We start from the raw sequence: 26,898 nt of genomic DNA on the forward strand, positions 1-26,898 counted from the left end.
CGGGTGGAGAGAGGGGCCGCATCGCGCGGCCGCGCGGGCCGGCCCTCAGCCGAACTCGACCACTCTGTCCCACGCGAACGCGGGATTTTCCAGTTCGCCGGTGCGCCGATGGACATAGCCGCGCGGGTTGCATACCACGTGCGTGCCGCTGTCGGTCACGTAATCGAATGAAGTATGCGTGTGGCCGTGGATCCACAGGTCCACGGGCGGCCGCACGAGTTCCGCCATGTCCGTGACGAATCCCGCCGACGCGAGGTCTTCCGCATAGCGCTCCGCCAGCGAGCGCAGATGCGGCGCGTGATGGGTGACGACGATCGTCTTGCCCGCGAACGGCGTCGCGAGCCGCGCTTCCAGCCACGCTCGGCTTTGCCGGTGCAGTGCGATCGCGTCGGCCGGCGTGAAATCCCGCTCGGGTTCGCCTCCCGCATGCAGCGCCGCATTGTGCGGCCAGGTCACCTGGATCAATCCCTTGAAATCGAGCATCACGCGCTCGCCGGCCTCGATCGAGCGCGCGATGCTCGCGGCGTCGGCGCCGAACAGCGAGAAATCGGTCCACAGCGTCGTGCCGAGCACGCGAAAGCGCTCCTGCGGATCGACGTACACGCCGTTGTTCAGATAATGCACGTGGTCGATCGTGTGCGCGGCGTCGCGCATCGCCGTTTCGAGCGCGCCGAATTCCCCGTCGTAGTACTCGTGGTTGCCCGGCACGTACACCACCGGCACGCCGGGATCGAACGTCTCGGCGGCCCAGCGCAGGCCTTCCGCGTGATTGTGGATGTCGCCGGCCAGCACGACGAGATCCGCGTCGGCATGCACGATCGTATCGGGCTGGTTGCTTTCGAGATGCAGGTCGGACAGGACGCGGATTTTCACGGGCATCGCTCCGGGGTGAGGGGCTTCAGCGCAGGACCTTGCCGGGATTCATCAGGCCGCGCGGATCAAGCGCGGTCTTCAGCGTACGCATGAGCGTCGTTTCGACCGGCGACTTGTAGCGTTGCGCATCGTCGATCTTCAACTGACCGATCCCGTGCTCCGCGCTGATCGTGCCGTGGTGACGGTGCACGTTGTCGTAGACGACGCGGTTGATCGGCGCCTGGAATTCGGCGAGGAACGCCTTCGGGTCGCCGCCTTCGGGCGTCTGCACGTTGTAGTGCAGGTTGCCGTCGCCGAGGTGGCCGAACGTGACCATCCGCGCGCCCGGCGCGGCCTGCTGGATCGCCGCGTCGGTTTCGTCGATGAAGCGCGCGATCGACGAGATCGGCACCGCGATGTCGTGCTTGATGTTGAGCCCTTCGTCGGCCTGCGCGAGCGGGATGTGCTCGCGCAGATCCCAGAACGCGCGCGACTGCGCGAGGTTTTCCGCGACTACCGCATCGACCACGAGCCCCGCCTCGAATGCTTCTTCCATCAGCTTTTCGAACAGTGCGCGCGCATGCGTTTCGCTTTCGTTGTCCGACAGTTCGAGCAGCACCGTCTGCGCATGCGTGCGGTCGAACGGGTAGCGCAGTTGCGGATAGTGCTTGCCGACGAGCTGCATGCAGAAATCCGACATCAGCTCGAAGCCCGTCAGCAGCGGCCCGGCCGCGCGCTGCGCGAGCGAGAGGAAATCGAGCGCCGCGTGCGGCGACTCGAGCGCGGCCAGCGCCGTGACCTGCGCGGCCGGTAGCGGATGCAGCTTCATCACGGCGGCCGTGATGATCCCGAGCGTGCCTTCCGCGCCGATGAACAGGTCGCGCAGGTCGTAGCCCGTGTTGTCCTTGCGCAGGCCGCGCAGCCCGTCCCAGATTTCGCCCTGCGGCGTCACGACCTCGAGCCCGAGGCACAGCTCGCGCGCATTGCCGTAGCGCAGCACCGCCGTGCCGCCCGCGTTGGTCGACAGGTTGCCGCCGATCGTGCAACTGCCTTCGGCCGCGAGGCTCAGTGCGAACAGCCGGCCGCCTTCGCGGGCGCGCGCCTGTACGTCGGCGAGGATCACGCCGGCCTCGACGGTGATCGTGTTGTTGTGCGGATCGAGCGCGCGCACGCGGTTCAGCCGCGACAGGTTCAGCACGGCCTGGCTGCCGCTCGCGTCGGGCGTTGCGCCGCCGGCGAGGCCCGTGTTGCCGCCCTGCGGCACGAGCGCGACGCCATGCGTGTTCGCGAGTGTCACGAGCGCGGCGACTTCGGCCGTATCGGCCGGCTTCAGCACCGCGCATGCGGCGCCCTTGTAGCGGCGGCGCCAGTCGGTCAGGAACGGTTCGGTGTCGTGCGGATCGGTCAGCACGTATGCGGCGCCGATCGCGTCGCGGCAGGCGGAAACGAAAGCTTCGGGAGAATTCATCACGGTCGGTCGCGTAGGTCGCGTAAGGGTCAGGACGCCGCGCGCTGCTGCTTCGCCGCGCGCTTGAACGGTGCGACGTAGGCAAGCGCCGCCACGAAGAAGCCGACGGCGAGCGCGGTCTCGCACCAGCCGAGCGTCGCGGACAGCCCGCGGTCGGACATGCCGCGCACGATGCCTTCGGCGAAATAGACGAGGATCAGCATGCTCGCCCACTGCATCGTATAGATGTTACGCCGCCAGACGCCGGGCAGCGCGAGCGCGAGCGGCACGGCCTTGAGCATCAGCGCCGAGCCGCCCGGGCGCAGCGGCGCGAGCCACAGCTCCCACGCGAGCGACAGCGCGATCAGTGCGGCCAGGCACGCGGCGGCGGCCAGCGCGTAGCGCGGCCGGGCGGCGACAGCGGGGCGGGCGGGCGCGTTCATGCGGCTTCGGCGGCCTGGGCGGCGAGGGCCGCCGCCGCACGTGCGAGCCGCACGCCGAGCGCGGCCGCGAGTGCTTTCTCGTCCGCGGACAGCCCTTCGGGCGCGCTGCGATCGTGCTGCGACACGTGCGACGCGCCGTAAGGCGTGCCGCCGGTGCGTGTCGTGCTGAGCGCCGATTCCGTGTACGGGATGCCGACGATCATCATCCCGTGATGCAGCAGCGGCAGCATCATCGACAGCAGCGTCGATTCCTGGCCGCCGTGCAGGCTGCCGGTCGACGTGAACACGCTGGCCGGCTTGCCGGTCAGCGCGCCCGACAGCCATTGCGGCGTCGTGCCGTCGAGGAAATACTTGAGCGATGCGGCCATGTTGCCGAAGCGGGTCGGCGAGCCGAGCGCGAGGCCCGCGCATTCTTCGAGATCGCGCAGCTCCGCATACGGCGGGCCGTCGGCCGGGATGTCGGAGGCGGTGGCTTCGCAGACCGCCGACACGGGCGGCACGGTGCGGATGCGCGCCTGCATGCCCGGCACGCTGTCGATGCCGTTCGCGATCGCGAGCGCGAGGTCGCGCGTGGCGCCGTGACGGCTGTAATAGAGGACGAGGATGTCTTTCATGGGCGACGGGGCCGCGTGCGGCCGCGCGCATGCCCGGTGCAGTCGGCCCCTGCTGGATCGAGCGGCTATTATAGGGGCTGAAGCCGTCGCGCAGCGCGGCGGCGGCGCGCCGTCGAGCGCGCTGCATCAAGAAGGAGAAGCCGTTTGCCGAAGTTGAGCGTCGATCTCGACACCATCAAGCGCCTCGCGCAGTTCGCGGCCCGGCGCAGCGCCGAGGATCGCATCCCGCAAGTGGCGGGCAGCCTCACGTTCACGACGATGCTGGCCCTCGTGCCGCTCGTGACGGTCGCGTTTGCGTTGTTCACCGCATTCCCGATGTTCGCGTCGTTCCAGATCTCGCTGCAGGGGTTCCTCGCGGATCACCTGATGCCCGCGCAGTTCAACGTCCAGATATTCAAGTACCTGAACCAGTTCGCGTCGAAGGCCAAGGGGCTGACGACGGCCGGCCTGATCGTGCTCGTCGTCACGTCGGTGATGACGATGATGACGATCGAATCCGCGTTCAACCTGATCTGGCGCGTGCGCAAGCCGCGGCCGTTCGCGCAGCGCGTGCTCGCGTACTGGGCGCTGATCACGCTCGGCCCGCTGCTGTTCGGCGTGAGCCTGTCGATCTCGTCGTACCTGTTTACGCAGTCGCTGGCGTTCACCGGCGCCGCGTCGTCGACGACGCTCGTCGAGTGGCTGCTCACGCTCGCATCGCTGCCGCTGACCGTGCTCGCGTTCACGCTGCTCTACGTGTACCTGCCGAACTGCACGGTCGCATGGCGCGACGCGGTGATCGGCGGGCTGTTCGCGGCCATCGCGTTCGAGCTCGCGAAGCGCGGTTTCGGCTATTACGTGCGGCGCATTCCGACCTACACGGCCGTCTACGGCGCGTTCGCGGCGCTGCCGGTGTTTCTGCTGTGGGTGTACCTGAGCTGGTTCATCGCGCTGCTCGGCGCGATGGTCGCATCCGCGCTGCCCGCGATCCGGGTCGGCCAGTTCCATCGCATCCACTATCCGGGCAGCGACCTGCTCGACGCGCTCGAATTGCTCGCGCGGCTGGCCGAGGCGCGCGCGGTCGGCAAGGCCGGCTATACGGCGATACGGCTCGCGACCATGTTGCGCTGCGACATGGAAACCGCGCAGCGGCTGTTGCTGACGATGGAGGAGCGGGAATGGATCGCGCGGCTGGACGGCGGCGAGCTCGCGCCGCGCTACATCCTGCTGGCGAACCCGGAGCACCTGACCCTGGCGCAGTTGTTCGACGTGCTGGTGATCGACCGTACCGAGCTGACCTACCAGCTGCAGCGGCGCCGCAGCCACGTCGACGGCGCGGCGCTGCTCGAGGTGCTGTCGAACGACCGGTTCGACGTGTCGCTCGCGTCGCTGATCGCCGCGCACCGGCTGGCAGGGGTGCCGCCGGAGGCGTCCGCGCCGGGGCCGGCGGCCGACGGGGCGCCCGACGCGCCCGACACCCGCGCGCGGCCGCCGAAAACGGCGTGACGCGGTGCCGGGCGGGCGTTACAGCGGAATCTTGCCGGTGCAGATGTCCTTGAACATCACCCAGTCGCCCATCAGGCTGTAGACCGGATGCCGGAACGTGGCGGGGCGGTTCTTCTCGAAGAAGAAGTGCCCGACCCACGCGAAGCCGTAGCCGCACACGACGGCCGCCGGCAGCCACGGCCAGTAGCCTGTCGCGATCGCCATCGCGACGCAGCCGATCACGCCGAGCGAACCGATGAAGTGCAGCCGCCGCGACGTCAGGTTCTGATGTTCGTTCAGGTAGTACGGGTAGAAATCAGCGAAGCTGGCGAAATGCTCCGAATGCGTGTGCGCCATGGCCGTCTCCTCGGGCCGCCGTCCATGGCTCATTGTGCGGCGGGCGGCCCGCGTCCGCAAGCGAGGCGGTCGCGGCGCGCCGGCCTGCGCTTTCCTTTTGACAGGCTTTCCGATAGGATCGAAAGCGGATTTGCATTCAAGCATGAGGGGACTACGATGCGCGTCAGCGATATTCTGAAAGTGAAGGGCAACACGCTGTTTACGGTGACGCCCGATAAGCCGCTGCGCGAAGCGGTCGACACGATGGCCGAGCACGACATCGGTTCGCTCGTCGTGATGGAGTACGGCGATCTCGTCGGGATGCTGACGTTCCGCGAGATCATCCTGCGCCTGCACGTGAACGGCGGCGCGATCGGCGACGTCCAGGTGCGCAAGGTGATGGACGAGCCGCTCACCTGCACGCCGGAAACCGACGTCAACGAAGTACGCCGGATGATGCTCGAGCGCCACGCGCGCTATATGCCGGTGCTCGACAAGAAGGTGCTGATGGGCGTCATTTCGTTCTACGACGTCGCGAAGACGGTCGTCGAAGCACAAAGCTTCGAGAACCGGATGCTGAAGGCGTACATCCGCGACTGGCCGGAATCCGAATCGGAAACCGAAACGCACAAGCCGTGAAATTCGTCGCGCCCGTTGCCATGATGCGCGGGCGCTGCCATCCGGCGCACGGCGGTGCAGGTTCAGCCTGCGCCGCCGTTTTTTCAACAACAACACAAGGCCCGCGCAGCCTCGCCCAGACGATGCGCGCGTATTCCGAATGAGCGATCACACGCAAGTCTCCTCCGGCTCGCGCGGCGAACGCCGCGAGCACGCGTCCCAGTTCGACCTGCTGCGCCAGCGTCGTTTCGCGCCGTTCTTCACGACCCAGTTCCTCGGCGCGCTGAACGACAACGTATTCAAGATCGGCTTCACGTCGCTCGTCACGTATCACACCGCGCGGTTCTCCGGCGTCGACGCGAAGACGGCCGCGTTCCTGATTTCCGCGATCTTCATCCTGCCGTTCGTGCTGTTCTCGGCCACGTCCGGGCAGATCGCCGACAAATACGACAAGGCGATGCTCACGCGCTTCGTGAAGACGTTCGAGATCGCGCTGATGCTGGTCGGCGCAGCGGGCTTCGTCACGCACAGCGCAACCTTGCTGTATCTGTGCACGTTCATGATGGGGATGCACTCGACGCTGTTCGGCCCCGTCAAGTACTCGTATCTGCCGCAGCATCTCGGCGACCATGAACTGGTCGGCGGCAACGGCCTCGTCGAGATGGGCACGTTCATCGCGATCCTGATCGGTACGATCATCGGCGGCGCGGCCGCGGGCATCGAGGGCAGCGGCGAGCGCGTGCTGGCGGTCAGCGTCGTCGTGATCGCGCTCGCGGGGCGGCTCGTCGCGCAGCGCGTGCCGACGACGCCCGCGCCGCAGCCCGATCTCGCGATCAACTGGAACCCGTTCAGCGAGACCTGGCGCAATCTCGGCCTCGCGCGGCAGAACCGCACCGTGTTCCTGAGCCTGCTCGGCATTTCGTGGCTGTGGTTCGTCGGCGCGACGTTCCTCACGTCGTTCTTCAATTTCGCGAAGGACGTGCTGTCCGCGAGCCCCGACGTCGTCACGATCCTGCTCGCGACGTTCTCGGTCGGGATCGGCCTCGGCTCGCTGCTGTGCGAGCGGCTGTCGCAGCGGCGCGTCGAGATCGGCCTCGTGCCGCTCGGCTCGATCGGCATCAGCGTGTTCGCGATCGAGCTGTATTTCGCGAGCCACGCGCTGCCGTCGCCGGGCCATCTGCTGTCGGTCGGCGAATTCCTGGCCGGTGCGCGCCACTGGCGCATCCTGGCCGACCTGTTCCTGCTCGCGATGTTCGGCGGCTTCTACAGCGTGCCGCTGTATGCGCTGATCCAGAGCCGCAGCGCGCCGACCCACCGTGCGCGGATCATCGCCGCGAACAACATCCTGAACGCGCTGTTCATGATCCTGTCCGCGTTGATGGCGATGGGGCTGACCAAGGCCGGCGTCGACATCCCGGGCCTGTTTCTCGTCACCGCGTTGCTCAACGTCGTCGTCGCGACGTATATCTATCTGCTCGTTCCGGAATTCCTGCTGCGCTTCGTCGCGTGGGTGCTCGTGCACACGTTCTACCGGATTCGCCTCGTGCATGGGGAGCGGATCCCGGAAGAGGGCGCGGCCGTGCTCGTGTGCAATCACGTGAGCTACGTCGATGCGCTTGTGCTGGCCGCCGCGAGCCCGCGGCCGATCCGCTTCGTGATGGATCACCGGATCTTCAAGACGCGCTTTGCGAGCTGGGTGTTCCGCCATGCGAAGGCGATTCCGATCGCGCCGCGCCACGAGGATCCCGAGATGCTCGCGCGCGCGTACGACGCGTGCGAGGCCGCGCTGAAGGACGGCGAACTCGTGTGCATCTTCCCCGAGGGCAAGCTGACCAAGACGGGCGACATCAACACCTTCCATCACGGCATTACCGAGATCCTGACCCGCACGCCGGCGCCCGTCATCCCGATGGCGCTGCGCGGGCTCTGGGGCAGCTATTTCTCCCGTCATGCCGACGCGCGCGTGCCGCGGCCCGTCAAGCGCGGCGTGATGAGCCGGCTGACGCTCGCGGTCGGCGAGCCGATTCCCGCATCGGTCGCGACGCCCGAGGTGCTGCAGGCCGCGGTGACCGAACTGCGCGGCGCGCGCAAGTAAGCGGGGCGGCCGGGCGCGGCGTCGTCGTTCCCGGTGCGGATGGCGGCCACGACGGCCACGAGCAGCGCGGCGCCGGCGCATCGACGCCGCCCGCCGGCGGCCCATGGCGCGCCCGCATCGGCACCGCCGGTGGTCTGAACGGTTCACGCGGCCCGCCGGGCCGGGACGGCTGGCATAATAGCGGCTTACCTCTTTTTTCGACCGGCAAACGATCGACTGCCAGCCGCCCGGGCAGCGCATCGGTTTGTCCATTTCTCTTTGGGCGGTTCCATCATGTCCGGCAATACCCTCGGCACGCTTTTCACTGTCACGACCTTCGGCGAATCGCACGGTCCCGCGATCGGCTGCGTGATCGACGGCTGCCCGCCGGGAATGGGGCTGACCGAAGCCGACATCCAGCTCGAGCTCGACCGCCGCAAGCCCGGCACGTCGCGGCACGTGACGCAGCGCCAGGAGGCCGACGAGGTCGAGATCCTGTCCGGCGTGTTCGAAGGCGTGACGACCGGCACGCCGATCGCGCTGCTGATTCGCAACACCGACCAGCGCAGCAAGGATTACGGCAACATCGTCGAGACGTTCCGTCCCGGCCACGCCGACTACACGTACTGGCAGAAGTACGGCATCCGCGACTACCGCGGCGGCGGCCGCTCGTCCGCGCGCCTGACGGCACCGATCGTCGGCGCGGGTGCGGTCGCGAAGAAATGGCTGCGCGAGCGCTTCGGCGTCGAGGTGCGCGGCTACATGAGCGGCCTCGGCGATGTCGACGTGCCGTTCGTCGACTGGTCGCACGTGCACGAGAACCCGTTCTTCTCGCCGAACGCGGCGATCGTCCCGGAACTCGAGGCGTACATGGACGCGCTGCGCAAGGACGGCGATTCGATCGGCGCACGCATCGACGTCGTCGCATCGGGCGTGCCGGTCGGCTGGGGCGAACCGGTGTTCGACCGGCTCGACGCGGACATCGCGAAGGCGATGATGAGCATCAACGCGGTGAAGGGCGTCGAGATCGGCGCGGGCTTCGACAGCGTCGCGCAACGCGGCTCGATGCACGGCGACGAACTGACGCCGGGCGGCTTCGTCGGCAACCACGCGGGCGGCGTACTCGGCGGGATTTCGACCGGGCAGGACATCACCGTGTCGATCGCGATCAAGCCGACGTCGAGCATCCGCACGCCGCGCCGCTCGATCACGAAATCCGGCGACGAGGCGACGGTGGAAACCTTCGGCCGCCATGATCCGTGCGTGGGCATTCGCGCCACGCCGATCGCCGAATCGATGCTCGCGCTGGTGCTGATCGACCATGCGCTGCGTCATCGTGCGCAGTGCGGCGACGTCGAGACGCCGACGCCGAAGATCGCGGGCAGCGCGACCTGATAAACGGCGCCGGCGCTTGCCGGCTCGACCGATCCGATGCGAAACGGGGCGCTTGCGGCGCCCCGTTTTCATTGTGCCGCCGCGTATCGGCGGGCCGCTTACTCGCGGGCGCTGCTGGCCGGCGCCGGCGGCGCGGCCGATTCCCGCACGCGCAACTCGGGCTGCACCGCGCAGCCGGGCCCCGCTTCGCCATTCTCGAGCGCGTCGAGCAATGCGTGCGCGGCTTTGCGCCCGATCGCATCGGTGTCGACCCACATGGTCGTCAGCGACGGCCGGATCTCGCGAGCCAGCGCGACGTCGTCGAACCCGGTGATCGACAATTGCGACGGCACGTCGAGGCCCAGCGTCTGCGCTTCGAGCAGCGCGCCGAGCGCGAGCGCATCGTTGCCGCAGATCACCGCCGTCGGCCGCGTCGCCGCGCCGTGCACGATCGCCCGCAGGCTCTCCCGCCCGAACGCGATCGTGGCCGCGCCTTCGTGCAGATGCACCGGACGCACCGCGAGTCCGTGCGCGGCAAGCGTGTCGTGAATGCCGCGCAGGCGAGCCTGCACGCGGTCGTTGTCCGCCGACGGCTGCATGATGATCGCAAAATCGCGATGTCCGAGGTCGATCAGGTGCGTGGTCAGGCGCGCGAATGCCGCGCGATTGTCGAAGCCGATGCAGCAGTGCGGGCTGTCGTCTCGATACGCGTACGTAACGACATACGGCACCCGGTGCAGGTCGAGCAGTTCGAATACTTCCGGCGGATACGCTTCGCCGACCAGCGACACGGCTTCCACGCCGCGCGACAGCATCGCGCGCACCTGCGCGAGCGCCTGCGCCGGATCGTAATTTGAGCAGCCCAGGAACAGGGTGATGCCGCGTTCGGCCATCACCGTCTGCATGCCCGCGACCTGCGATGCGAACACCTGATCGTCGAGCGTTGGGATGATCGCGCCGGTGATATGCGTCCGGGTGGACGCGAGCGCGCGGCCCGCCGCATTCGGAATCCAGTTCAGCGCGCGAGCCGCGTCGCGCACGCGTTGCTGGACGTCGGCCGAAACCTTGCCCGGATCGTTGTAGACGCGCGAAACGGTCGCGGTCGACACGCCGGCGAGCTTCGCCACGTCACCCAGCACCGAGCGGCCGTTGCCGCGTCGCGCGCGCGCCGAGCCGCCGCGGGGCGGGGGCGTGCTCATCGAACATCTCCGTGTGCGGTTGCCCCGTGCGGGCTGCCTGTCGTCAAAAATGCCATCGTTTACCCTCGGTCATCGTGGTTCCGCTTGCATTTTTATTGTCGCTTATGCGAATGTAAGCGCTATCTTAATGCCGTTCTGCATTATGTCAGACTCACGGTCCCCACGTATCATGAAATTTTCGTCGTCGTCGATGGCCGGTTCGGCCATTTTGCTCGTCGCAAATGTAAGCGATTACATTGGTAAATGAACGAAGCAAAGTCACCCCGGATCGCTGTCGTCGGCAGCGTCAACGTCGATCTCGTCACGCACGCACCGAGGCTGCCCGTGCCGGGCGAAACGCTGCTCGGCACCACGTTCCAGACGGTCCACGGCGGCAAGGGCGCGAACCAGGCCGTGGCGGCTGCACGCCTTGGCGCGTCGGTCGCGATGATCGGTTGCGTCGGCGACGATGCGTTCGGGGCGCGCCTGCATGGCGCGCTCGCCGCGGAACGCATCGACGTGACGCATCTGCACCGGATCGAAGGAGAGGCGACCGGGGTCGCGACGATCACGGTCGACGCGCACGGCGCGAACAGCATCGTCGTCGTGCCCGGCGCGAACGACCGCCTCGATACCGAGCGGATCGACGCGGCCCGCGACACGATCGCGACGGCCGCGCTGATGGTGTGCCAGCTCGAAGTGCCGGTCGCGACCGTTGCGCACGCCATTGCCCGGGCGATCGCGCATCGCACGCCGGTGCTGCTCAATCCTGCGCCGGCGCAGCCGCTGTTCGACGCATTGCTCGCCCGGATCGACTACCTCGTCGTCAACGAAACGGAAGCGGAGTCATTGACCGGCATCGCCGTCGGCGACGATGCGTCGGCGGTGCGCGCGGCCGACGCGCTGTGCGCGAAGGGTGTCGGCAACGTGCTGGTCACGCTCGGTGCGCGCGGGGTCTGCTGGCGCGGCAGCGCGGGCAGCGGCCGTCATGACGCGATGGCGGTGGTTGCGGTCGATACGACGGCGGCCGGCGACACGTTCGTCGGCGGGTTCGCGACGGCCCGCGCGGGCGGCGCGTCGATGGACGACGCAATCGGATTCGGCCAGCGTGCCGCCGCGATCAGCGTGACGCGCCGAGGCGCGCAGACGTCGATTCCGACGCGTGAAGAAGTGGAGCGCATGGCCCGCTAGAGGCCGCGCACGACGGACAGGATGCGGCCCGCACCTGTCGATGACATGGAGACAAACGCAATGAACGAAAACCAGGCTGTTCCGAGTGCGCCGCCCCGTATCCGGCGCGGCCAACGTATCGCGCTCGCGTTGCTGATGGCGAGCGGGATCGTCAACTATCTCGATCGCGGTACGCTGGCCGTCGCGAGTTCGGCCATCCGGAACGATCTCGGCTTGTCGCTCGCGCAGATGGGGCTGCTGCTGTCGGCGTTCTCGTGGAGCTATGCGCTGTGCCAGTTCCCGGTCGGCGGCCTGGTCGATCGGATCGGGCCGCGCCGGCTGCTCGGCATCGGCCTCATCGTCTGGTCGTTCGCGCAGGCGGCGGGCGGCATCGTGGGCACCTTCGGCTGGTTCATCGTGGCGCGCATCGTGCTCGGCATCGGCGAGGCGCCGCAATTTCCGTCGGCGGCACGGGTGGTGAGCAACTGGTTTCCGTTGCGCGCGCGCGGTACGCCGACCGGGATCTTCAACGCGGCATCGCCGCTCGGAACCGCGCTCGCGCCGTTGCTGCTGTCGATTCTCGTCGCGTCGTTCGACTGGCGCTGGGCCTTCATCGCGACCGGCGCGCTCGGTCTCGTCGTCGCGGCCGTGTGGTTCGCGCTGTACCGCGATCCGGCGCGTGCGCAATTGAGCGCAGCCGAACGCGATTATCTCGATGCCGATGCGCAGACTGCCGTTGCGGCGCCCAAACTGACCTTCGCCGAATGGCGCAGCCTGTTTTCGCACGGCACGACCTGGGGCATGCTGATCGGCTTCTTCGGTTCCGTGTATCTGAACTGGGTCTATCTGACCTGGCTGCCCGGATACCTGACGATGGAGCGGCACATGAGCCTCATTCGCACCGGGTTCGCGGCGTCCGTGCCGTTCCTGTGCGGGTTCGTCGGCTCGCTGGTTGCGGGCTGGCTGTCGGATCTGGTGACGCGGCACAGCCGCTCGCCCGTCGTGAGCCGGCGCAATGCGGTGGTCGTCGCGATGCTCGGGATGGTCGCGTTCACGATTCCGGCCGCGCTCGTGCAAAGCAATACGGTCGCGCTGGCGTGCATTTCGGTCGTGATCTTTCTGGCCAATGCGGCTTCGGCATGTTCGTGGGCGCTCGCAACGGCGGCGGCACCGCCGAGCCGCATCGCCTCGCTCGGCGCGATCCAGAATTTCGGCGGCTTTATCGGCGGTGCACTCGCCCCGATCCTGACGGGCGTCATTGCGCAGAAGTGGTCGTTCGTGCCCGCGCTGCTGACGGCCGCAGCGATCGCTTTCGCCGGTGCGATCGCCTACCTGCTGCTGGTGCGCAAGCCGATTCCGGAGCAATCCGCGAGCGCGGCGCCCGGCGCGTTGCCGGCCTGAGCATGCGGCGTGGCCGCAGCCTTTACCCAAGCAAGGAGAAACAGATGCAGATCCAACCCCATCAGCGTTCGGGCACGACGATCGAGGGCATCGTGCCGGTGATGCTGACGCCGTTCGACGACGCCGGCGCGATCGACTACGACGGGCTTGAGCGGCTGATCGAATGGTATCTGGCGCACGGCTCGGACGCGTTGTTCGCGGTCGCGCAATCGAGCGAGATGCAATTCCTGAGCCTCGCCGAACGGGCGGAACTCGCGCGCTTCGTGGTCGAGCGGGTGGCCGGGCGGGTGCCGGTCGTCGCGTCCGGGCACATCAGCGAAGATATCGACGCGCAGGCCGCCGAGCTTCGTGCGGCGGCCGAATCCGGTGCGCAGGGCGTCGTGCTCGTGACCAACCGGCTCGACCCGCAGCGCAAGGGCACCGCCGCGTTTCTCGACAATCTCCACGCGCTGCTGGCCCGGTTGCCGTCGGATTTGCCGCTCGGCCTGTACGAATGTCCGGCGCCTCACCGGCGACTGCTGTCCGACGATGAGCTGCGCGCGTGCATCGACACCGGTCGCTTCGTGATGTTGAAGGACGTGAGCTGCGATCTGGAGACGGTGAAGCGTCGCGTCGCGCTCGCCGCGGGTTCGCCGCTGAAGATCCTGAACGCCAACGCGGCGATTGCATGGGATGCGATGAAGGCGGGTTCCGCCGGCTTCAACGGCGTGTTCACCAACTTCCATCCGGATCTGTATCAGTGGTTGCGCACGCAGGGCGATTCGGATCCGGCGCTGGCCGACGAGTTGTCGACGTTCCTGGTGGTCTCCGCGGTGTCGGAAGCGCTCGGCTACCCCGCGCTCGCGAAGATTTATCACCAACGGATCGGCACGTTCGGATCGATCCGTTGTCGCGCGATCGACTACGACGTGCGCGAGCGGTTCTGGGCGCTCGACGCGGTGCTCGACAAGATCGTGTCCGGGACCGAGCACTTTCGTCGGCGGATCGCGGCGCGCTAGTGCGGGCGGCGCCCATCGTTGCGCGCGAACGCGGGCAGGGCGGTGCGCAACGCCGAACGGACGAAAAAAACGCCGCGCGAAGCGGCGTTTTTCCGGCAGGTCACATGTTCGGGTAATTCGGCCCGCCACCGCCTTCCGGCGTGACCCACACGATGTTCTGCGTCGGGTCCTTGATGTCGCAGGTCTTGCAGTGCACGCAGTTCTGCGCGTTGATCACCAGCCGGTCGCTGCCGTCGTCGTTCTTCACGAACTCGTACACCGCCGCCGGGCAGAAGCGCCCCTCCGGCCCCGCGTACGTGCGCAGGTTCACGTTCACCGGCACGCTCGCATCCTTCAGCGTCAGGTGCGCCGGCTGGTTCTCCTCGTGGTTCGTGTTCGAGATGAACACCGACGACAACCGGTCGAACGTCAGCTTGCCGTCCGGCTTCGGATACTCGATCGGCGTGCATTGCGACGCCGGCTTCAGCATCTCGTGGTCCGCGTGCTGGTGATGCAGCGTCCACGGCACGTTGCCGCCCATCACCTTCTGCTCGAGCCCCACCATCAGCGTGCCGAGGTACAGCCCCTTGGCCATCCACTGCTTGAAGTTGCGCGCGCGGTACAGCTCCGTGTGCAGCCACGATTGCTTGAAGGCATCCGGGTACGCGTTCAGCTCGTCCGACTGGCGGCCGGCCTGCAGCGCGTCGAACGCGGCGTCCGCCGCCAGCATGCCGGTCTTGATCGCCGCGTGGCTGCCCTTGATCCGCGACGCGTTCAGGAAGCCCGCGTCGTCGCCGATCAGCGCGCCGCCCGGGAACACCGTCTTCGGCAGCGACAGCAGCCCGCCGGCGGTGATCGCCCGCGCGCCGTACGACACGCGCTTGCCGCCTTCGAGAAACGCGCGGATCGACGGGTGCGTCTTGTAGCGCTGGAATTCCTCGAACGGCGACAGGTACGGGTTCGTGTAGCCCAGGCCCACCACGAAGCCGACCACGACCTGGTTGTTGTCCATGTGATACAGGAACGAGCCGCCGTACGTATCGGACTTCAGCGGCCAGCCGGCCGTGTGGATCACGAGGCCCGGCTTGTGCTGCGCGGGATCGATTTCCCACAGCTCCTTGATGCCGATCCCGTATGCCTGCGGATCGGCGTTCGCGTCGAGCTTGAACTTCGAGATCAACTGACGGCCGAGGTTGCCGCGGCAGCCCTCGGCGAACAGCGTGTACTTCGCGTGCAGCTCCATGCCGAGCTGGAAGTTCTCGGTCGGCTCGCCGTCCTTGCCCACGCCCATGTTGCCGGTGGCGACGCCCTTCACCGAGCCGTCGTCGTTGTAGAGAATCTCCGCGGCCGGAAAGCCCGGGAAGATCTCCACGCCGAGCGCCTCGGCCTGTGCCCCAAGCCAGCGGGTCACGTTGCCCAGCGAGATCACGTAGTTGCCGTGGTTCTGGAAGTTGGCGGGCAGCGCCCAGTTCGGCGTGGTGATCGCGCTCTTTTCAGACAGGAACAGGAAGCGGTCTTCCGTCACCTCGACGTCGAGCGGGGCGCCGCGTTCCTTCCAGTCGGGGAACAGTTCGGTGATCGCGCGCGGGTCCATCACCGCGCCCGACAGGATGTGCGCGCCGATCTCGGAACCCTTCTCGAGCACGCACACGCCGATCTCGGCGCCTTTCTCGGCGGCCAGCTGCTTGAGCCGGATCGCCGCAGACAGCCCGGCGGGGCCGCCGCCGACGATCACGACGTCGTATTCCATCGATTCGCGCGGGCCGTACTGCTCGATGAGGCTTGCGGGGGTCATTGGCGTTCCTCTAACCGTTAGAATGCTTTTATTCGGGACCGTATTGTCTGCGAAACGAAACGCTTGCCGCAACAGCATGCGAATAGATTAGCACGATCGTTCTATTTTTTGTGCTAGGGTTATGCTGCACGGGACAGGGCGCCCGCCGTGGCAAAACGACATCGAAAGGGGATGTGCAATGGGTCGATCGATCAATCTGGAAGGCAAGGTTGCGCTGGTCACGGGCGCGTCGAGCGGCCTCGGGCAACGCTTCGCGCAGGTGCTGTCGCAGGCCGGCGCAAAGGTCGTGCTCGCGAGCCGCCGTGTCGAGCGCCTGAAGGAACTGCGTGCGGAGATCGAAGCGGCGGGCGGCGCCGCGCATGTCGTGTCGCTCGACGTCACCGACGTGCAGAGCATCAAGGCGGCCGTCGCGCATGCGGAGACGGAAGCCGGCACGATCGACATCCTCGTGAACAATTCGGGCGTGTCGACGATGCAAAAGCTCGTCGACGTGACGCCGGCCGATTTCGAGTTCGTGTTCGATACGAACACGCGCGGCGCATTTTTCGTCGCGCAGGAAGTCGCGAAGCGGATGATCATGCGCTCGAACGGCACCGGCAAGCCGCCGTACCGGATCATCAACATCGCGTCGGTGGCCGGCCTGCGCGCGTTTCCGCAGATCGGGCTGTATGCGATGAGCAAGGCCGCGGTGGTGCAGATGACGCGTGCGATGGCACTCGAATGGGGGCGCCACGGGATCAACGTCAACGCGATCTGCCCGGGCTATATCGATACCGAAATCAATCACTACCTGTGGGAAACCGAGCAGGGCCAGAAGCTGCAGTCGATGCTGCCGCGCCGGCGCGTCGGCAAGCCGCAGGATCTCGACGGGCTGTTGTTGCTGCTCGCGGCCGACGAGTCGCAGTTCATCAATGGCTCGATTATCTCCGCCGACGACGGCTTCGGCGTCGCGTGAGCGGATGACATTCAGCAACAAAGAAGGCAGCAATGAGCGATTACTCCCCCGTTTTTGAAATGTCGATGCCGATCCGCTGGGGCGACATGGATGCGTTCGGCCACGTGAACAACACGGTCTATTTCCGCTACATGGAGCAGGCCCGCATCTCGTGGTTCGAGGCGCTCGGCATCGCGGGCGGCAACGGCGAGGGGCAGGGGCCTGTCATCGTCACCGCGTCGATGGAATTCCTGAAGCAACTGCATTATCCGGGCGACGTGATCGCGAGGATGTCGGCCGCGAAGCCCGGCCGCAGCAGCTTCGACACGGGTTTCGAGCTCACGCGCGCGGACGATCCACACCACGTTTATGCGCGCGGCAACGCACGCTGCGTGTGGGTCGACTACGCGCTCGGCAAGTCGGTGCCGCTGCCGCAACTGCTGCGCGACACGATCGAGCGCGCGCTGGCGGCGAAGGTCGACTGAACGCGGCAGCGATGAATCCGGCGCGGGCGCGCCGGTGTGTCGCCATGTCAGGATGTTCCCCGAATCGGCCGCGTCTGGCGGCCGATTGTCATTGCGGCCCCGCTTTCATTGGCCGAGCAGGCGCTGCAGCAGTTCCGGCGTATTGTTCGTTCCGTATTTGCGCATCAGCCGCGCGCGGTAGATGTCGACGGTGCGCGAACTGATGTCGAGCACGCGGCCGATCTGCTTGCTGGTTTTGCCTGTGGCGAGTTGCGCGGCGATCTCGCGTTCGCGCGGCGTCAGTTCGACGGCGACCCGGCGCGTCGCGCTCAGATCCTCGAAGGTCCACACGCCGGCCGCGAGCGGCGCGGTGCGGTCGAGCGCGCGGCCCGTCACGTGGCACCAGAACAGCTCGCCGTCCGCCCGTTTCATGATTCTGTCATCGGAGTAGACGCCGTTCGCGACCATCACGCGAGAGATGCGCTCGCCGATCCGCTGGAATTCGTCCGGCGACGGATAGAGCACTTCATAGGATTTTCCGATCAGATCGGCCCGCGCGCAGCGGAAGATCGACGCCAGCGCGTCGTTGCAGTCCTCGATCACGCGGTCGCGCGACAGCACGAGGCCGAGCGGCGCGAGGTGGAAGGCAGTCTGGTAATCGAGAGCGGGCATGGCGCAGGCAAGCGGAGGCAAACGCTTATGTATTTTTGCGTATTGTGCCGCATCCGCGCCGCATCGTACCCTTTCAGGCATCTCGCGGCGGTTTGCTGCGATATAAAAACAGCGCGTTTCGACGCACGCATTGCCGCGCATGCATAGAATGATGCGGCAGGCTTGCGGGCCGTGTAGGCGCGTGAACCGGTTTGACTGGTTTCCATAGAGGAAGGGACATACAGATGAACAAAGTCTATCCCAGCGCGGCTGCCGCGCTGGAAGGGATCGTCCGCGACGGACAGACCTTCGCGGTGGGCGGCTTCGGCCTGTGCGGGATTCCCGAGGCGCTGATCGCCGCGCTGCGCGATTCCGCCGTCAAGGGCATCACCTGCATCAGCAACAATGCGGGCGTCGACGGCTTCGGTCTCGGCCTGTTGCTGGAAACGCGCCAGATCAAGAAGATGATCTCGTCGTACGTCGGCGAGAACAAGGAGTTCGAGCGCCAGTACCTGGCCGGCGAACTCGAGCTCGAATTCACGCCGCAGGGCACGCTCGCCGAGAAGCTGCGCGCCGGCGGCGCGGGCATCCCGGCGTTCTTCACGAATACGGGCTACGGCACCGTGATCGCGGAAGGCAAGGAAACGCGCCAGTTCGGCGATCGCCACTACGTGCTCGAGCCGTCGCTGACGGCCGACGTCGCGCTCGTGAAGGCATGGAAGGCCGACAAGTCTGGCAACCTGATCTATCGCCGTACCGCGCGCAACTTCAACCCGATGTGCGCGATGGCGGGCAAGATCACCGTGGTCGAAGTCGAGGAGATCGTCGAGAACGGCGCACTCGATCCGGACCAGGTTCATACGCCCGGGATCTTCGTGCAGCGCATCGTGCTGAACGCGACGCCTGAAAAACGCATCGAACAACGCGTCGTACGCGCGAAAGGAGACTGACATGGCCTGGAATCGTGACCAGATGGCCGCGCGCGCGGCGAAGGAACTGCAGGACGGCTTCTACGTGAACCTCGGCATCGGCTTGCCGACGCTCGTCGCGAACCACGTGCCGGAAGGCGTCGAGGTGTGGCTGCAGTCGGAGAACGGCTTGCTCGGCATCGGCCCGTCGCCGACCGAAGACGAAGTCGACGCCGACCTGATCAATGCCGGCAAGCAGACCGTCACGACGCTGCCGGGCTCGTCGATCTTCTCGTCGGCCGATTCGTTCGCGATGATCCGCGGCGGCCACATCAATCTCGCGATCCTCGGCGCGATGCAGGTCAGCAAGAGCGGCGACCTCGCGAACTGGATGATCCCCGGCAAGATGATCAAGGGGATGGGCGGCGCGATGGACCTCGTCGCGGGTGTGGGGCGTGTGGTCGTGCTGATGGAGCATGTCGCCAAGGGCGACCAGCACAAGATTCTCGACGCGTGCAACCTGCCGCTGACGGGCGTCGGCGTGGTCGACCTGATCATCACCGATCTCGGCGTGATCGAAGTGACGCCGAACGGCCTGAAGGTGCTGGAACTCGCCGACGGCGTGAGCGCCGACGAGATCCAGACGAAGACGGGCGCGCCGCTCGACGTGAGCGCGGTCGCATAAGTTCGCCGCGCGTGAGCGCGGTCGCGACGCCCCGCATGCCGGACGACGGCATGCGGGGCGTTTGTCATTGGCGGCGGGCGCATGCCGATGCTTCCCGCGCGTGCCTACCCGCGCGGGCGAAGCGGTTTACAATCGTTTGCATCGGGCAATGCATGCGTTGCCCGATGCGCCGCCCACGTTCGACAGGATGCCAACGATGCCAACAACCTCAGCGAATCCTCCGGTTCCCCGTCTGCGACGCGTGCAATGTGCAAGCGCCGCCGGCCTTCATCATGTCGCCTATACGGAATGGGGCGACCCCGCCAATCCGCGCGTGCTGCTGTGCGTGCACGGCCTGACCCGCTCGGGGCGCGATTTCGACCGGCTTGCCGCGGCGTTGTCCGACACGTATCGCGTCGTCTGTCCCGACGTCGTCGGGCGCGGCCGGTCCGACTGGCTTTCCGATCCGCGACTTTACGCGATTCCGCAATATGCGGCCGACATGGTGACGCTGATCGCGCGGCTCGATGTCGAATCGGTCGACTGGTTCGGCACGTCGATGGGCGGGCTGATCGGCATGGCGCTCGCGGGGTTGCCCGGCTCGCCGCTGCGCCGGATGATCGTCAACGACGTCGGTCCGCGCATCGAGCCCGATTCGTTCACGCGCATTGGCGAATATCTCGGCGTGCAGCCGAGCTTTGCGACCGAGCAGGAAGGCGTCGACTACCTGACGTCGCTGTCGCTGCCGTTCGGCGCGCTGAGCGGCGACGAGTGGCGCGAGATCAACGGGCCGTTGCTGCGCGAGCTGCCCGACGGCCGCTGGACGATGCGCTACGATCCGCGCATCGCCGAACCGTTCAAGGCGACGACACCGGAGCTGGCCGCGCTCGGCGAAGCCGCGCTGTGGCGAGCGATCGAGACGACGGACGCATCGCTGCTCGTCGTGCGCGGCGAAAGCTCCGACCTGCTGTCGCGCGAGACGGCGGCCGAGATGGTGCGTCGCGGCCGGCATGTGAAGCAGGTCGAGATTGCGGGTGCCGGCCATGCGCCGGCGTTCATCGGCGCCGACCAGATTGCGCTTGCCCGCCGGTTTTTCGTCGAAAGCGACGCATAATCGCGTCATAATATGCGGTTCGGCGGCACGCGGGCTGCGTTGTCGCCAACTCTTCACTCATTCAGACCGGAACATTCCATGGCAGTCATTCGTCACCACGTCGGGGCCCGTCTCTCCGAAACCGCGATCCACAACGGTACCGTGTATCTGGCCGGCCAGATCGCCGAAGACACCACCCAGGACATCCGCGGCCAGACGCGCGAAGTGCTCGGCCACATCGATCGCCTGCTCGCGGAAGCGAACAGCGACAAGGCACATCTGCTGTCGGTACAGATCTACATTTCCGATCTCGCGAACTTCGAAGGCATGAACGCGGAGTGGGACGCGTGGGTCGCGCAGGGCAACGCGCCGCCGCGCGCCACCGTCGAGGCGAAGCTCGCGGATCCCGCGCTGCTTGTCGAGATCGTCGTCGTCGCCGCGCAACGGAGCTGAGCGAAGCACCGACGATGACCGCATTGCACCAGGCCGTACGATGACCGAGCCCGCTTCCGCTGCTTCCGTCGCGACGCCACCGTTCGACGACGTGCTCGCGTTCGTGCGCGAGCGGGCCGGCGACGCGCGCCTGTCGTCGGGTGAACTGCTCGCCGATCACTCGGCCGGCACGGCGTCGATCATGCGCACGCTGAACGTCGATCCGCACGCGATGCAGGCGGCGGCGTTGTTCGTGCTGACGCCGCATTTGAGCGACCCCGAGCGAGAACTGACCGAGCGCTTCGGCGAAGAGGTCGCGCGGCTCGTGGCCGATGTGCGCAAGCTGCTGCGGCTCGGCACCGTCAGCCTGCGCGCCGCGCAGAACGCGATGCCCGACACCGGGCGCGACGCGGCGGAAGAGCGGCGCACGCAGATCGAAGCGCTGCGCAAGATGCTGCTCGCGTTCGCGCAGGACATCCGCGTGGTGTTGATCCGGCTCGCGTCGCGCTTGCAGTCGCTGCGCTACTACGCGGCGGCGAAGATCGATCCGCCGCCCGACGTCGCGCGCGAGACGCTCGAGATCTATGCGCCGCTCGCGAATCGGCTCGGCATCTGGCAATTGAAGTGGGAGCTCGAGGATCTCGCGTTTCGCTTCGAGGATCCGGTCACCTACAAGCGTATCGCGAAGCTGCTGGACGAGAAGCGCATCGAGCGCGAAGCGTACGTCGCGCAGGCGATCGAGCGGCTGCAGCACGAACTGGCGGAAGCGCATATTCCGGCCGACGTGAGCGGGCGGCCGAAGCATATCTACAGTATCTGGCGCAAGATGCGCGGCAAGGAGCTCGATTTCTCCGAGCTGTACGACGTGCGCGCATTCCGCGTGATCGTGCCGGACATCAAGGATTGCTACGCGGTGCTCGGCATCGTGCATCACCTGTGGCAGCCGGTGCCGAAGGAATTCGACGACTATATCTCGCGGCCGAAGCCGAACGGCTACAAGTCGCTGCATACGGTCGTGATCGGCGACGACGGCCGCGCGTTCGAGGTGCAGATCCGCACGCAGGACATGCACCGCTTCGCCGAGTACGGCGTCGCCGCGCACTGGCGTTACAAGGAAGCCGGCACGCGCGGCTACGGCGGCCAGTTCTCCGCGAGCGACAAGTACGACGAGAAGATCGCGTGGCTGCGTCAGTTGCTCGCATGGAAGGACGACGTCGAGGACGGCACCGAGGTGTCGGGCGACCAGGCGTGGGCGCAACTGCGCGAGACGTCCCTCGACGACGACCACATCTACGTGCTTACGCCGCAGGCGCGCGTGATCGCGCTGCCGCAGGGCGCGACGCCGGTCGATTTCGCGTATCACCTGCACAGCGAGCTGGGTCATCGCTGCCGCGGCGCGCGCGTCGACGGCGTGATGGTGCCGCTGAACACGTCGCTCGCGAACGGCCAGACGGTCGAGATCGTCGCGGTGAAGGAGGGCGGCCCGTCGCGCGACTGGCTGAACCTGCAGCTCGGCTACCTGAAGAGCCCGCGCGCGCGCCAGAAGGTGCGTGCGTGGTTCAATTCGATCGAGCAGGAAGAGAACATCGCGCACGGCCGCGCGCTCGTCGAAAAGACGCTGCAGCGCGAGGGCAAGACGTCGGTCAACCTCGACAATCTCGCCGCGAAGCTCGGCTTCAAGTCGCCCGACGAGTTGTTCTCGGTGGTCGGCAAGGAAGAGTTCAGCCTGCGCAACGTCGAGCAGGCGCTGTCCGATGCGCCGCCGCCGGAGCATGCGCCCGAGGCGCCCGCCGATTTCGAGAAGCGCAGCAGCGGGGCGAGCGTTGCGCACGGCGCGTCGACCGGCGTGCTGGTGGTCGGCGTCGATGCGCTGCTGACGCAGCTCGCGCGCTGCTGCCGTCCGGCGCCGCCCGATCCGATCAGCGGTTTCGTGACGCGCGGCAAGGGGATGTCGATCCACCGCAGTGACTGCCCGACTTTCCAGCGAATGGCCGACCGCGCGCCGGAGCGCGTGCTGCAGACGACCTGGTCGGCCGACGTGCTCGGCGGGCGCGGCGCGTCCGTCTATCCGGTCGACCTGATGATCGAGGCGAGCGATCGCCAGGGATTGCTGCGCGATATTTCCGAAGTGTTCGCGCGGGAGAAGATAAACGTGGTCGGCGTGAAGACGCAGAGCCGCCGCAATGCGGCATTCATGCAGTTCACGGTCGAGGTGTCGAACTCGGCGCAGGTGCAGCGCGCCTGTACGCTGCTCGGCGAAGTGCCGGGCGTCGTGCGGGCGGGGCGGAAGGCGTGACGGCCGTTTGATGGGGTTGGAGCACCGTTATTTTGCTGCGACCGCATAAAAACACTTGCCAAGTTAGCGAGCGCTCCATATAATCTTAGCTTCACTAGGCTCGTAGCTCAGCTGGTTAGAGCACCACCTTGACATGGTGGGGGTCGTTGGTTCGAGTCCAATCGAGCCTACCAACGAATTGAGAATGCCCGGCTTCCGGGTGTTCGATGCAGTAATAACTCAACGCGAACAAGGCGAATACGGTTATGACACCGCGAACGTTGACCGAAACCTTTTCGGAACGACGCTAGTCGAGGAACGTTTTCGCCCTTTCAGCCTGAGTGAAGTATCGAATGCGGCCCCTCGAAAGCGGGGCCGCATTTTTTTTGTCGCGAAATTTCGCGCGTGACTTTTATATCGCGTGCCTGGTTTGCCGCCCACTGTTGGTATCACGGAGATTGCTATGGTTTCGATACGCTTGCCTGACGGCTCAGTTCGACAATACGAGCATCCGGTGACAGTTGCCGAGGTTGCTGCCTCGATCGGTCCCGGCCTTGCGAAAGCTGCGCTTGGCGGCAAGCTCGACGGCGAGCTCGTCGACACGTCCACGGTCATCGATCGCGACGCATCGCTCGCGATCGTCACGGACAAGGATGCCGACGGTCTCGACATCATCCGTCACTCGACCGCGCACTTGCTCGCGTATGCCGTGAAGGAGCTGTATCCGGACGCGCAGGTGACGATCGGCCCGGTGATCGACAACGGCTTCTACTACGACTTCTCGTACAACCGCCCGTTTACGCCCGAAGATCTGGAAAAGATCGAAAAGCGCATGCAGGAGCTCGTGAAGAAGGACGAGCCGGTCACGCGCCGTGTCGTGTCGCGTGACGAGGCGGCCGGCTATTTCCGCAGCATCGGCGAGAAGTACAAGGCCGAGATCATCGAGTCGATTCCGCAAAGCGACGAAATCAAGCTGTACTCGCACGGTGGCTTCACCGACCTGTGCCGCGGCCCGCACGTGCCGTCGACCGGCAAGCTGAAGGTCTTCAAGCTGATGAAGGTCGCGGGCGCGTACTGGCGCGGCGACTCGAAGAACGAGCAGCTGCAGCGCATCTACGGGACGGCCTGGACCAGGAAGGAGGACCAGGATCAATACCTGCACATGCTCGAGGAAGCGGAGAAGCGCGACCACCGCAAGCTCGGCAAGCAGCTCGACCTGTTCCACATGCAGGAAGAGTCGCCGGGCATGGTGTTCTGGCATCCGAAGGGCTGGGCGCTGTGGCAGCAGGTCGAGCAGTACATGCGCCGCCGCGTGAACGATGCCGGCTATCTCGAGATCAAGACGCCGATGATCATGGACCGCTCGCTGTGGGAAGCGTCGGGCCACTGGCAGAACTACCGCGAGAACATGTTCACGACGGAGTCGGAGAAGCGCGACTACGCGATCAAGCCGATGAACTGCCCGGGTCACGTCCAGGTGTTCAAGCACGGCCTGCGTTCGTATCGCGACCTGCCGCTGCGCTACGCGGAATTCGGTTCGTGCCATCGCAACGAGGCATCGGGCGCGCTACACGGCCTGATGCGCGTGCGCGGCTTCGTGCAGGACGATGCGCACATCTTCTGTACGGAAGAGCAGTTCATTGCCGAGTCGATCGCGTTCAATACGCTGGCGATGAGCGTGTACAAGGATTTCGGGTTCGAGCACATCGACATCAAGCTGTCGCTGCGCCCTGAACAGCGTGCGGGCACCGATGAAACGTGGGATCGCGCCGAGCAGGGCCTGCGCGACGCGTTGACGGCGTGCGGCCTGTCGTGGGAAGAGCTGTCGGGAGAGGGTGCGTTCTACGGCCCGAAGATCGAATACCACATCAAGGATGCGCTCGGCCGCTCGTGGCAGTGCGGCACGCTGCAGCTCGACATGGTGCTGCCGGAGCGCCTTGGCGCCGAGTACGTCGCGGAAGACAACAGCCGTCGCCGGCCCGTGATGCTGCACCGTGCGATCGTCGGTTCGATGGAGCGATTCCTCGGCATTCTGATCGAGCACCATGCCGGTGCGATGCCGGTCTGGCTCGCGCCGTTCCAGGCAGTTGTGCTCAATATCGCCGAAAGTCAGGCGGAATATGCACAATCTCTGGCCCAAACGTTGCAAAAACAAGGGGTTAGAGTGGCGGCCGATTTGCGCAACGAGAAGATTAGCTATAAAATACGCGAGCACACGCTGGAAAAGGTGCCTTATCTCCTCGTCGTGGGCGATAAGGAGCGTGATGCGCAAACGGTAGCCGTGCGTGCCCGTGGCGGCGTCGATCTTGGCGTTATGCCGATCGAAGCCTTCGTTGAGCGTCTGCAGGAAGACCTGCGCTCGTTCAAGTAACCGCCCTGGCAGCGCGGCTCGTTTTTTTAATTTTTAGAGGAAACGTAACATCGCTACTGATAAGTCGTCGCATCGCATCAACGGTGAAATCACTGCGCCGGAAGTGCGTCTGGTCGGGCTCGAGAACGAACCGCTCGGTATCGTGAAACTCGCTGATGCTTTCCGTAAATCGGAAGAACTGGATGTCGATCTGGTGGAAATCGCGCCGCAAGCGGTTCCGCCGGTCTGCCGTCTGATGGACTACGGCAAGTTCAAGTATCAGGAGTCCAAGAAGCAGCACGAAGCGAAGCTGAAGCAGAAGGTCATCCAGGTGAAGGAAGTCAAATTCCGCCCGGGTACCGATGACGGGGATTACAACGTCAAGCTTCGCAACCTCGTGCGCTTCCTCGAAGAGGGCGACAAGACGAAGATCACGTTGCGTTTCCGCGGCCGTGAAATGGCTCACCAGGAGATCGGTATGCGGATGCTTGAGCGTCTGCGCACGGATCTCGAGGAAGTCGGCCAGGTTGAGCAGATGCCGAAGATGGAAGGGCGCCAGATGATCATGGTGCTCTCGCCGAAGAAAAAGAAGTAACGGGCCCGCGCGATGCGCGCAGGTTCGTAAGTGGTTCGGTGCGTGGCCCGGTCAGGGCGGCGCACCAGCAATGACGGCGGCTGCGCAAGCGGGTCGCCGTACACAAGTGGACTGGGTTTCGAAGGGCGGGTCAAGGGCGCAAGCCAACCGCACACCCATCGCCATCTAATAAACTGGAGTTGTTCGTCATGCCTAAGATGAAGACCAAGAAGAGTGCTGCAAAGCGCTTCGTGGTGCGTCCGGGCGGTACCGTCAAGCGCGGTCAAGCCTTCAAGCGTCACATCCTGACCAAGAAAACCACGAAGAACAAGCGTCACCTGCGCGGCGCAACGGCAGTTCATGATTCCGATCTGAACTCCGTCCGCGCGATGCTGCCGTTCGCGTAACCCCTCAACTGATACTCTAAGGAGAGAAACATGCCTCGAGTCAAACGTGGGGTAACCGCACGGGCCCGCCACAAGAAGATCATCAACCTGGCCAAGGGTTATCGCGGCCGTCGCAATAACGTCTATCGCATCGCCAAGCAAGCGGTGATGCGCGCTGGTCAGTACGCGTACCGCGATCGCCGCAACAAGAAGCGTGTGTTCCGCGCACTGTGGATCACGCGTATCAACGCGGCAGTTCGCCAGCACGACATGACCTACAGCGTGTTCATCAACGGCCTGAAGAAGGCGTCGATCGAACTCGACCGTAAGGTCCTGGCCGACATGGCGGTGTTCGACAAGGCTGCTTTTGCTGCGATCGTCAAGCAGGTGAAAGCCGCCGTTGCAGCCTAATTGAGAAATTAGC

26 protein-coding genes and 1 tRNA gene are annotated in these 26,898 nt (G+C 65.9%); 19 read left to right on the forward strand and 8 right to left on the reverse strand.

Annotation, left to right across the window (positions count from 1 at the left end; genetic code table 11):
* Positions 1-45: 45 nt before the first annotated feature.
* Genes DCN14_RS22090 through wrbA form a run of 4 tightly spaced genes read right to left on the reverse strand, consistent with a single transcriptional unit; the run spans position 46 to position 3,356 of the window.
* Positions 46-873: a metallophosphoesterase gene (locus DCN14_RS22090; protein ID WP_096506924.1), complete on the reverse strand. Its 828-nt coding sequence runs from the start codon at positions 871-873 to the stop codon at positions 46-48.
* Between the two features lie 25 nt (positions 874-898).
* Positions 899-2,320 (reverse strand): FAD-binding oxidoreductase, encoded by a 1,422-nt coding sequence (locus tag DCN14_RS22095; protein ID WP_096506862.1) that lies wholly within the window; start codon positions 2,318-2,320, stop codon positions 899-901.
* Between the two features lie 29 nt (positions 2,321-2,349).
* A complete protein-coding gene (locus DCN14_RS22100; protein ID WP_096506861.1) occupies positions 2,350-2,742 on the reverse strand; it encodes a DUF2069 domain-containing protein in 393 nt (130 codons plus the stop codon).
* Positions 2,739-3,356 (reverse strand): NAD(P)H:quinone oxidoreductase, encoded by a 618-nt coding sequence (gene wrbA, locus DCN14_RS22105; protein ID WP_096506860.1) that lies wholly within the window; start codon positions 3,354-3,356, stop codon positions 2,739-2,741. The genes DCN14_RS22100 and wrbA overlap by 4 nt, the downstream gene beginning before the upstream one ends.
* Before the next feature lie 144 nt (positions 3,357-3,500).
* Between wrbA and DCN14_RS22110 the strand changes: the two genes are divergently transcribed.
* Positions 3,501-4,841 (forward strand): YihY family inner membrane protein, encoded by a 1,341-nt coding sequence (locus DCN14_RS22110; RefSeq protein WP_096506859.1) that lies wholly within the window; start codon positions 3,501-3,503, stop codon positions 4,839-4,841.
* Positions 4,842-4,859: 18 nt separating this feature from the next.
* Here the strand turns inward: DCN14_RS22110 and DCN14_RS22115 are convergent, their stop codons facing one another.
* The gene (locus DCN14_RS22115) at positions 4,860-5,177 is read right to left on the reverse strand and encodes an Mpo1-like protein (RefSeq protein ID WP_096506858.1); all 318 of its coding nucleotides are present in this window, start codon (positions 5,175-5,177) and stop codon (positions 4,860-4,862) included.
* Between the two features lie 156 nt (positions 5,178-5,333).
* Here DCN14_RS22115 and DCN14_RS22120 point away from each other — a divergent pair, with 156 nt between their 5' ends.
* The 3 genes from DCN14_RS22120 to aroC all read left to right on the forward strand — a co-directional run bounded on the left by DCN14_RS22120 (position 5,334) and on the right by aroC (position 9,243).
* Positions 5,334-5,795, forward strand: coding sequence for a CBS domain-containing protein (locus DCN14_RS22120; RefSeq protein ID WP_096506857.1), 462 nt, complete (start codon positions 5,334-5,336; stop codon positions 5,793-5,795).
* A gap of 139 nt (positions 5,796-5,934) precedes the next feature.
* Positions 5,935-7,869, forward strand: coding sequence for an MFS transporter (locus DCN14_RS22125; protein WP_096506856.1), 1,935 nt, complete (start codon positions 5,935-5,937; stop codon positions 7,867-7,869).
* 273 nt (positions 7,870-8,142) lie between these two features.
* Positions 8,143-9,243 (forward strand): chorismate synthase, encoded by a 1,101-nt coding sequence (gene aroC / locus DCN14_RS22130; RefSeq protein ID WP_096506855.1) that lies wholly within the window; start codon positions 8,143-8,145, stop codon positions 9,241-9,243.
* Positions 9,244-9,341: 98 nt separating this feature from the next.
* On the opposite strand, the gene DCN14_RS22135 is transcribed toward aroC, so the two are convergent.
* A complete protein-coding gene (locus tag DCN14_RS22135; RefSeq protein ID WP_096506854.1) occupies positions 9,342-10,421 on the reverse strand; it encodes a LacI family DNA-binding transcriptional regulator in 1,080 nt (359 codons plus the stop codon).
* Positions 10,422-10,664: 243 nt separating this feature from the next.
* Here DCN14_RS22135 and rbsK point away from each other — a divergent pair, with 243 nt between their 5' ends.
* The 3 genes from rbsK to DCN14_RS22150 are packed head-to-tail and all read left to right on the forward strand — an operon-like array spanning position 10,665 to position 13,969.
* Complete coding sequence (gene rbsK, locus DCN14_RS22140; RefSeq protein ID WP_096506853.1) at positions 10,665-11,591, forward strand: ribokinase; 927 nt, start codon at positions 10,665-10,667, stop codon at positions 11,589-11,591.
* A 60-nt stretch (positions 11,592-11,651) separates the two neighbouring features.
* Entirely contained in the window at positions 11,652-12,971 is a 1,320-nt protein-coding gene (locus DCN14_RS22145; RefSeq protein WP_096506852.1) for an MFS transporter, read from the forward strand.
* Between the two features lie 50 nt (positions 12,972-13,021).
* On the forward strand, positions 13,022-13,969 hold the full coding sequence (locus DCN14_RS22150; RefSeq protein WP_096506923.1) for a dihydrodipicolinate synthase family protein: 948 nt from the start codon (positions 13,022-13,024) through the stop codon (positions 13,967-13,969).
* Between the two features lie 100 nt (positions 13,970-14,069).
* On the opposite strand, the gene DCN14_RS22155 is transcribed toward DCN14_RS22150, so the two are convergent.
* Positions 14,070-15,743: an electron transfer flavoprotein-ubiquinone oxidoreductase gene (locus tag DCN14_RS22155; RefSeq protein ID WP_096506851.1), complete on the reverse strand. Its 1,674-nt coding sequence runs from the start codon at positions 15,741-15,743 to the stop codon at positions 14,070-14,072.
* 178 nt (positions 15,744-15,921) lie between these two features.
* Between DCN14_RS22155 and DCN14_RS22160 the strand changes: the two genes are divergently transcribed.
* Complete coding sequence (locus DCN14_RS22160) at positions 15,922-16,698, forward strand: SDR family oxidoreductase (RefSeq protein WP_096506850.1); 777 nt, start codon at positions 15,922-15,924, stop codon at positions 16,696-16,698.
* A 32-nt stretch (positions 16,699-16,730) separates the two neighbouring features.
* On the forward strand, positions 16,731-17,162 hold the full coding sequence (locus tag DCN14_RS22165) for a thioesterase family protein (protein WP_096506849.1): 432 nt from the start codon (positions 16,731-16,733) through the stop codon (positions 17,160-17,162).
* Positions 17,163-17,267: 105 nt separating this feature from the next.
* Here the strand turns inward: DCN14_RS22165 and DCN14_RS22170 are convergent, their stop codons facing one another.
* Positions 17,268-17,813 (reverse strand): LuxR C-terminal-related transcriptional regulator, encoded by a 546-nt coding sequence (locus DCN14_RS22170; protein WP_096506848.1) that lies wholly within the window; start codon positions 17,811-17,813, stop codon positions 17,268-17,270.
* 224 nt (positions 17,814-18,037) lie between these two features.
* Between DCN14_RS22170 and DCN14_RS22175 the strand changes: the two genes are divergently transcribed.
* The 10 genes from DCN14_RS22175 to rplT all read left to right on the forward strand — a co-directional run bounded on the left by DCN14_RS22175 (position 18,038) and on the right by rplT (position 26,885).
* On the forward strand, positions 18,038-18,742 hold the full coding sequence (locus tag DCN14_RS22175) for a CoA transferase subunit A (RefSeq protein WP_012328363.1): 705 nt from the start codon (positions 18,038-18,040) through the stop codon (positions 18,740-18,742).
* Between the two features lies 1 nt (position 18,743).
* Positions 18,744-19,385 carry a CoA transferase subunit B gene (locus DCN14_RS22180; RefSeq protein WP_096506847.1) on the forward strand — a complete coding sequence of 214 codons (642 nt, stop codon included), beginning with the start codon at positions 18,744-18,746 and terminating at the stop codon, positions 19,383-19,385.
* Between the two features lie 196 nt (positions 19,386-19,581).
* Positions 19,582-20,478: an alpha/beta hydrolase gene (locus tag DCN14_RS22185; RefSeq protein ID WP_096506846.1), complete on the forward strand. Its 897-nt coding sequence runs from the start codon at positions 19,582-19,584 to the stop codon at positions 20,476-20,478.
* Between the two features lie 78 nt (positions 20,479-20,556).
* Positions 20,557-20,910 carry a RidA family protein gene (locus DCN14_RS22190; protein ID WP_096506845.1) on the forward strand — a complete coding sequence of 118 codons (354 nt, stop codon included), beginning with the start codon at positions 20,557-20,559 and terminating at the stop codon, positions 20,908-20,910.
* Positions 20,911-20,950: 40 nt separating this feature from the next.
* Positions 20,951-23,185, forward strand: coding sequence for a bifunctional (p)ppGpp synthetase/guanosine-3',5'-bis(diphosphate) 3'-pyrophosphohydrolase (locus DCN14_RS22195; protein ID WP_096506844.1), 2,235 nt, complete (start codon positions 20,951-20,953; stop codon positions 23,183-23,185).
* A gap of 96 nt (positions 23,186-23,281) precedes the next feature.
* Positions 23,282-23,358 (forward strand) — tRNA-Val (locus tag DCN14_RS22200).
* A 269-nt stretch (positions 23,359-23,627) separates the two neighbouring features.
* Entirely contained in the window at positions 23,628-25,535 is a 1,908-nt protein-coding gene (gene thrS, locus DCN14_RS22210; RefSeq protein WP_096506843.1) for a threonine--tRNA ligase, read from the forward strand.
* A gap of 49 nt (positions 25,536-25,584) precedes the next feature.
* Positions 25,585-26,109: a translation initiation factor IF-3 gene (infC, locus tag DCN14_RS22215; protein WP_080599380.1), complete on the forward strand. Its 525-nt coding sequence runs from the start codon at positions 25,585-25,587 to the stop codon at positions 26,107-26,109.
* 188 nt (positions 26,110-26,297) lie between these two features.
* Entirely contained in the window at positions 26,298-26,495 is a 198-nt protein-coding gene (gene rpmI, locus DCN14_RS22220) for a 50S ribosomal protein L35 (RefSeq protein WP_004191477.1), read from the forward strand.
* A gap of 30 nt (positions 26,496-26,525) precedes the next feature.
* Entirely contained in the window at positions 26,526-26,885 is a 360-nt protein-coding gene (gene rplT, locus DCN14_RS22225; protein WP_004192938.1) for a 50S ribosomal protein L20, read from the forward strand.
* Positions 26,886-26,898 lie beyond the last annotated feature (13 nt).

This window comes from Burkholderia sp. IDO3 (assembly GCF_003366075.1).
GTDB lineage: Bacteria > Pseudomonadota > Gammaproteobacteria > Burkholderiales > Burkholderiaceae > Burkholderia > Burkholderia anthina.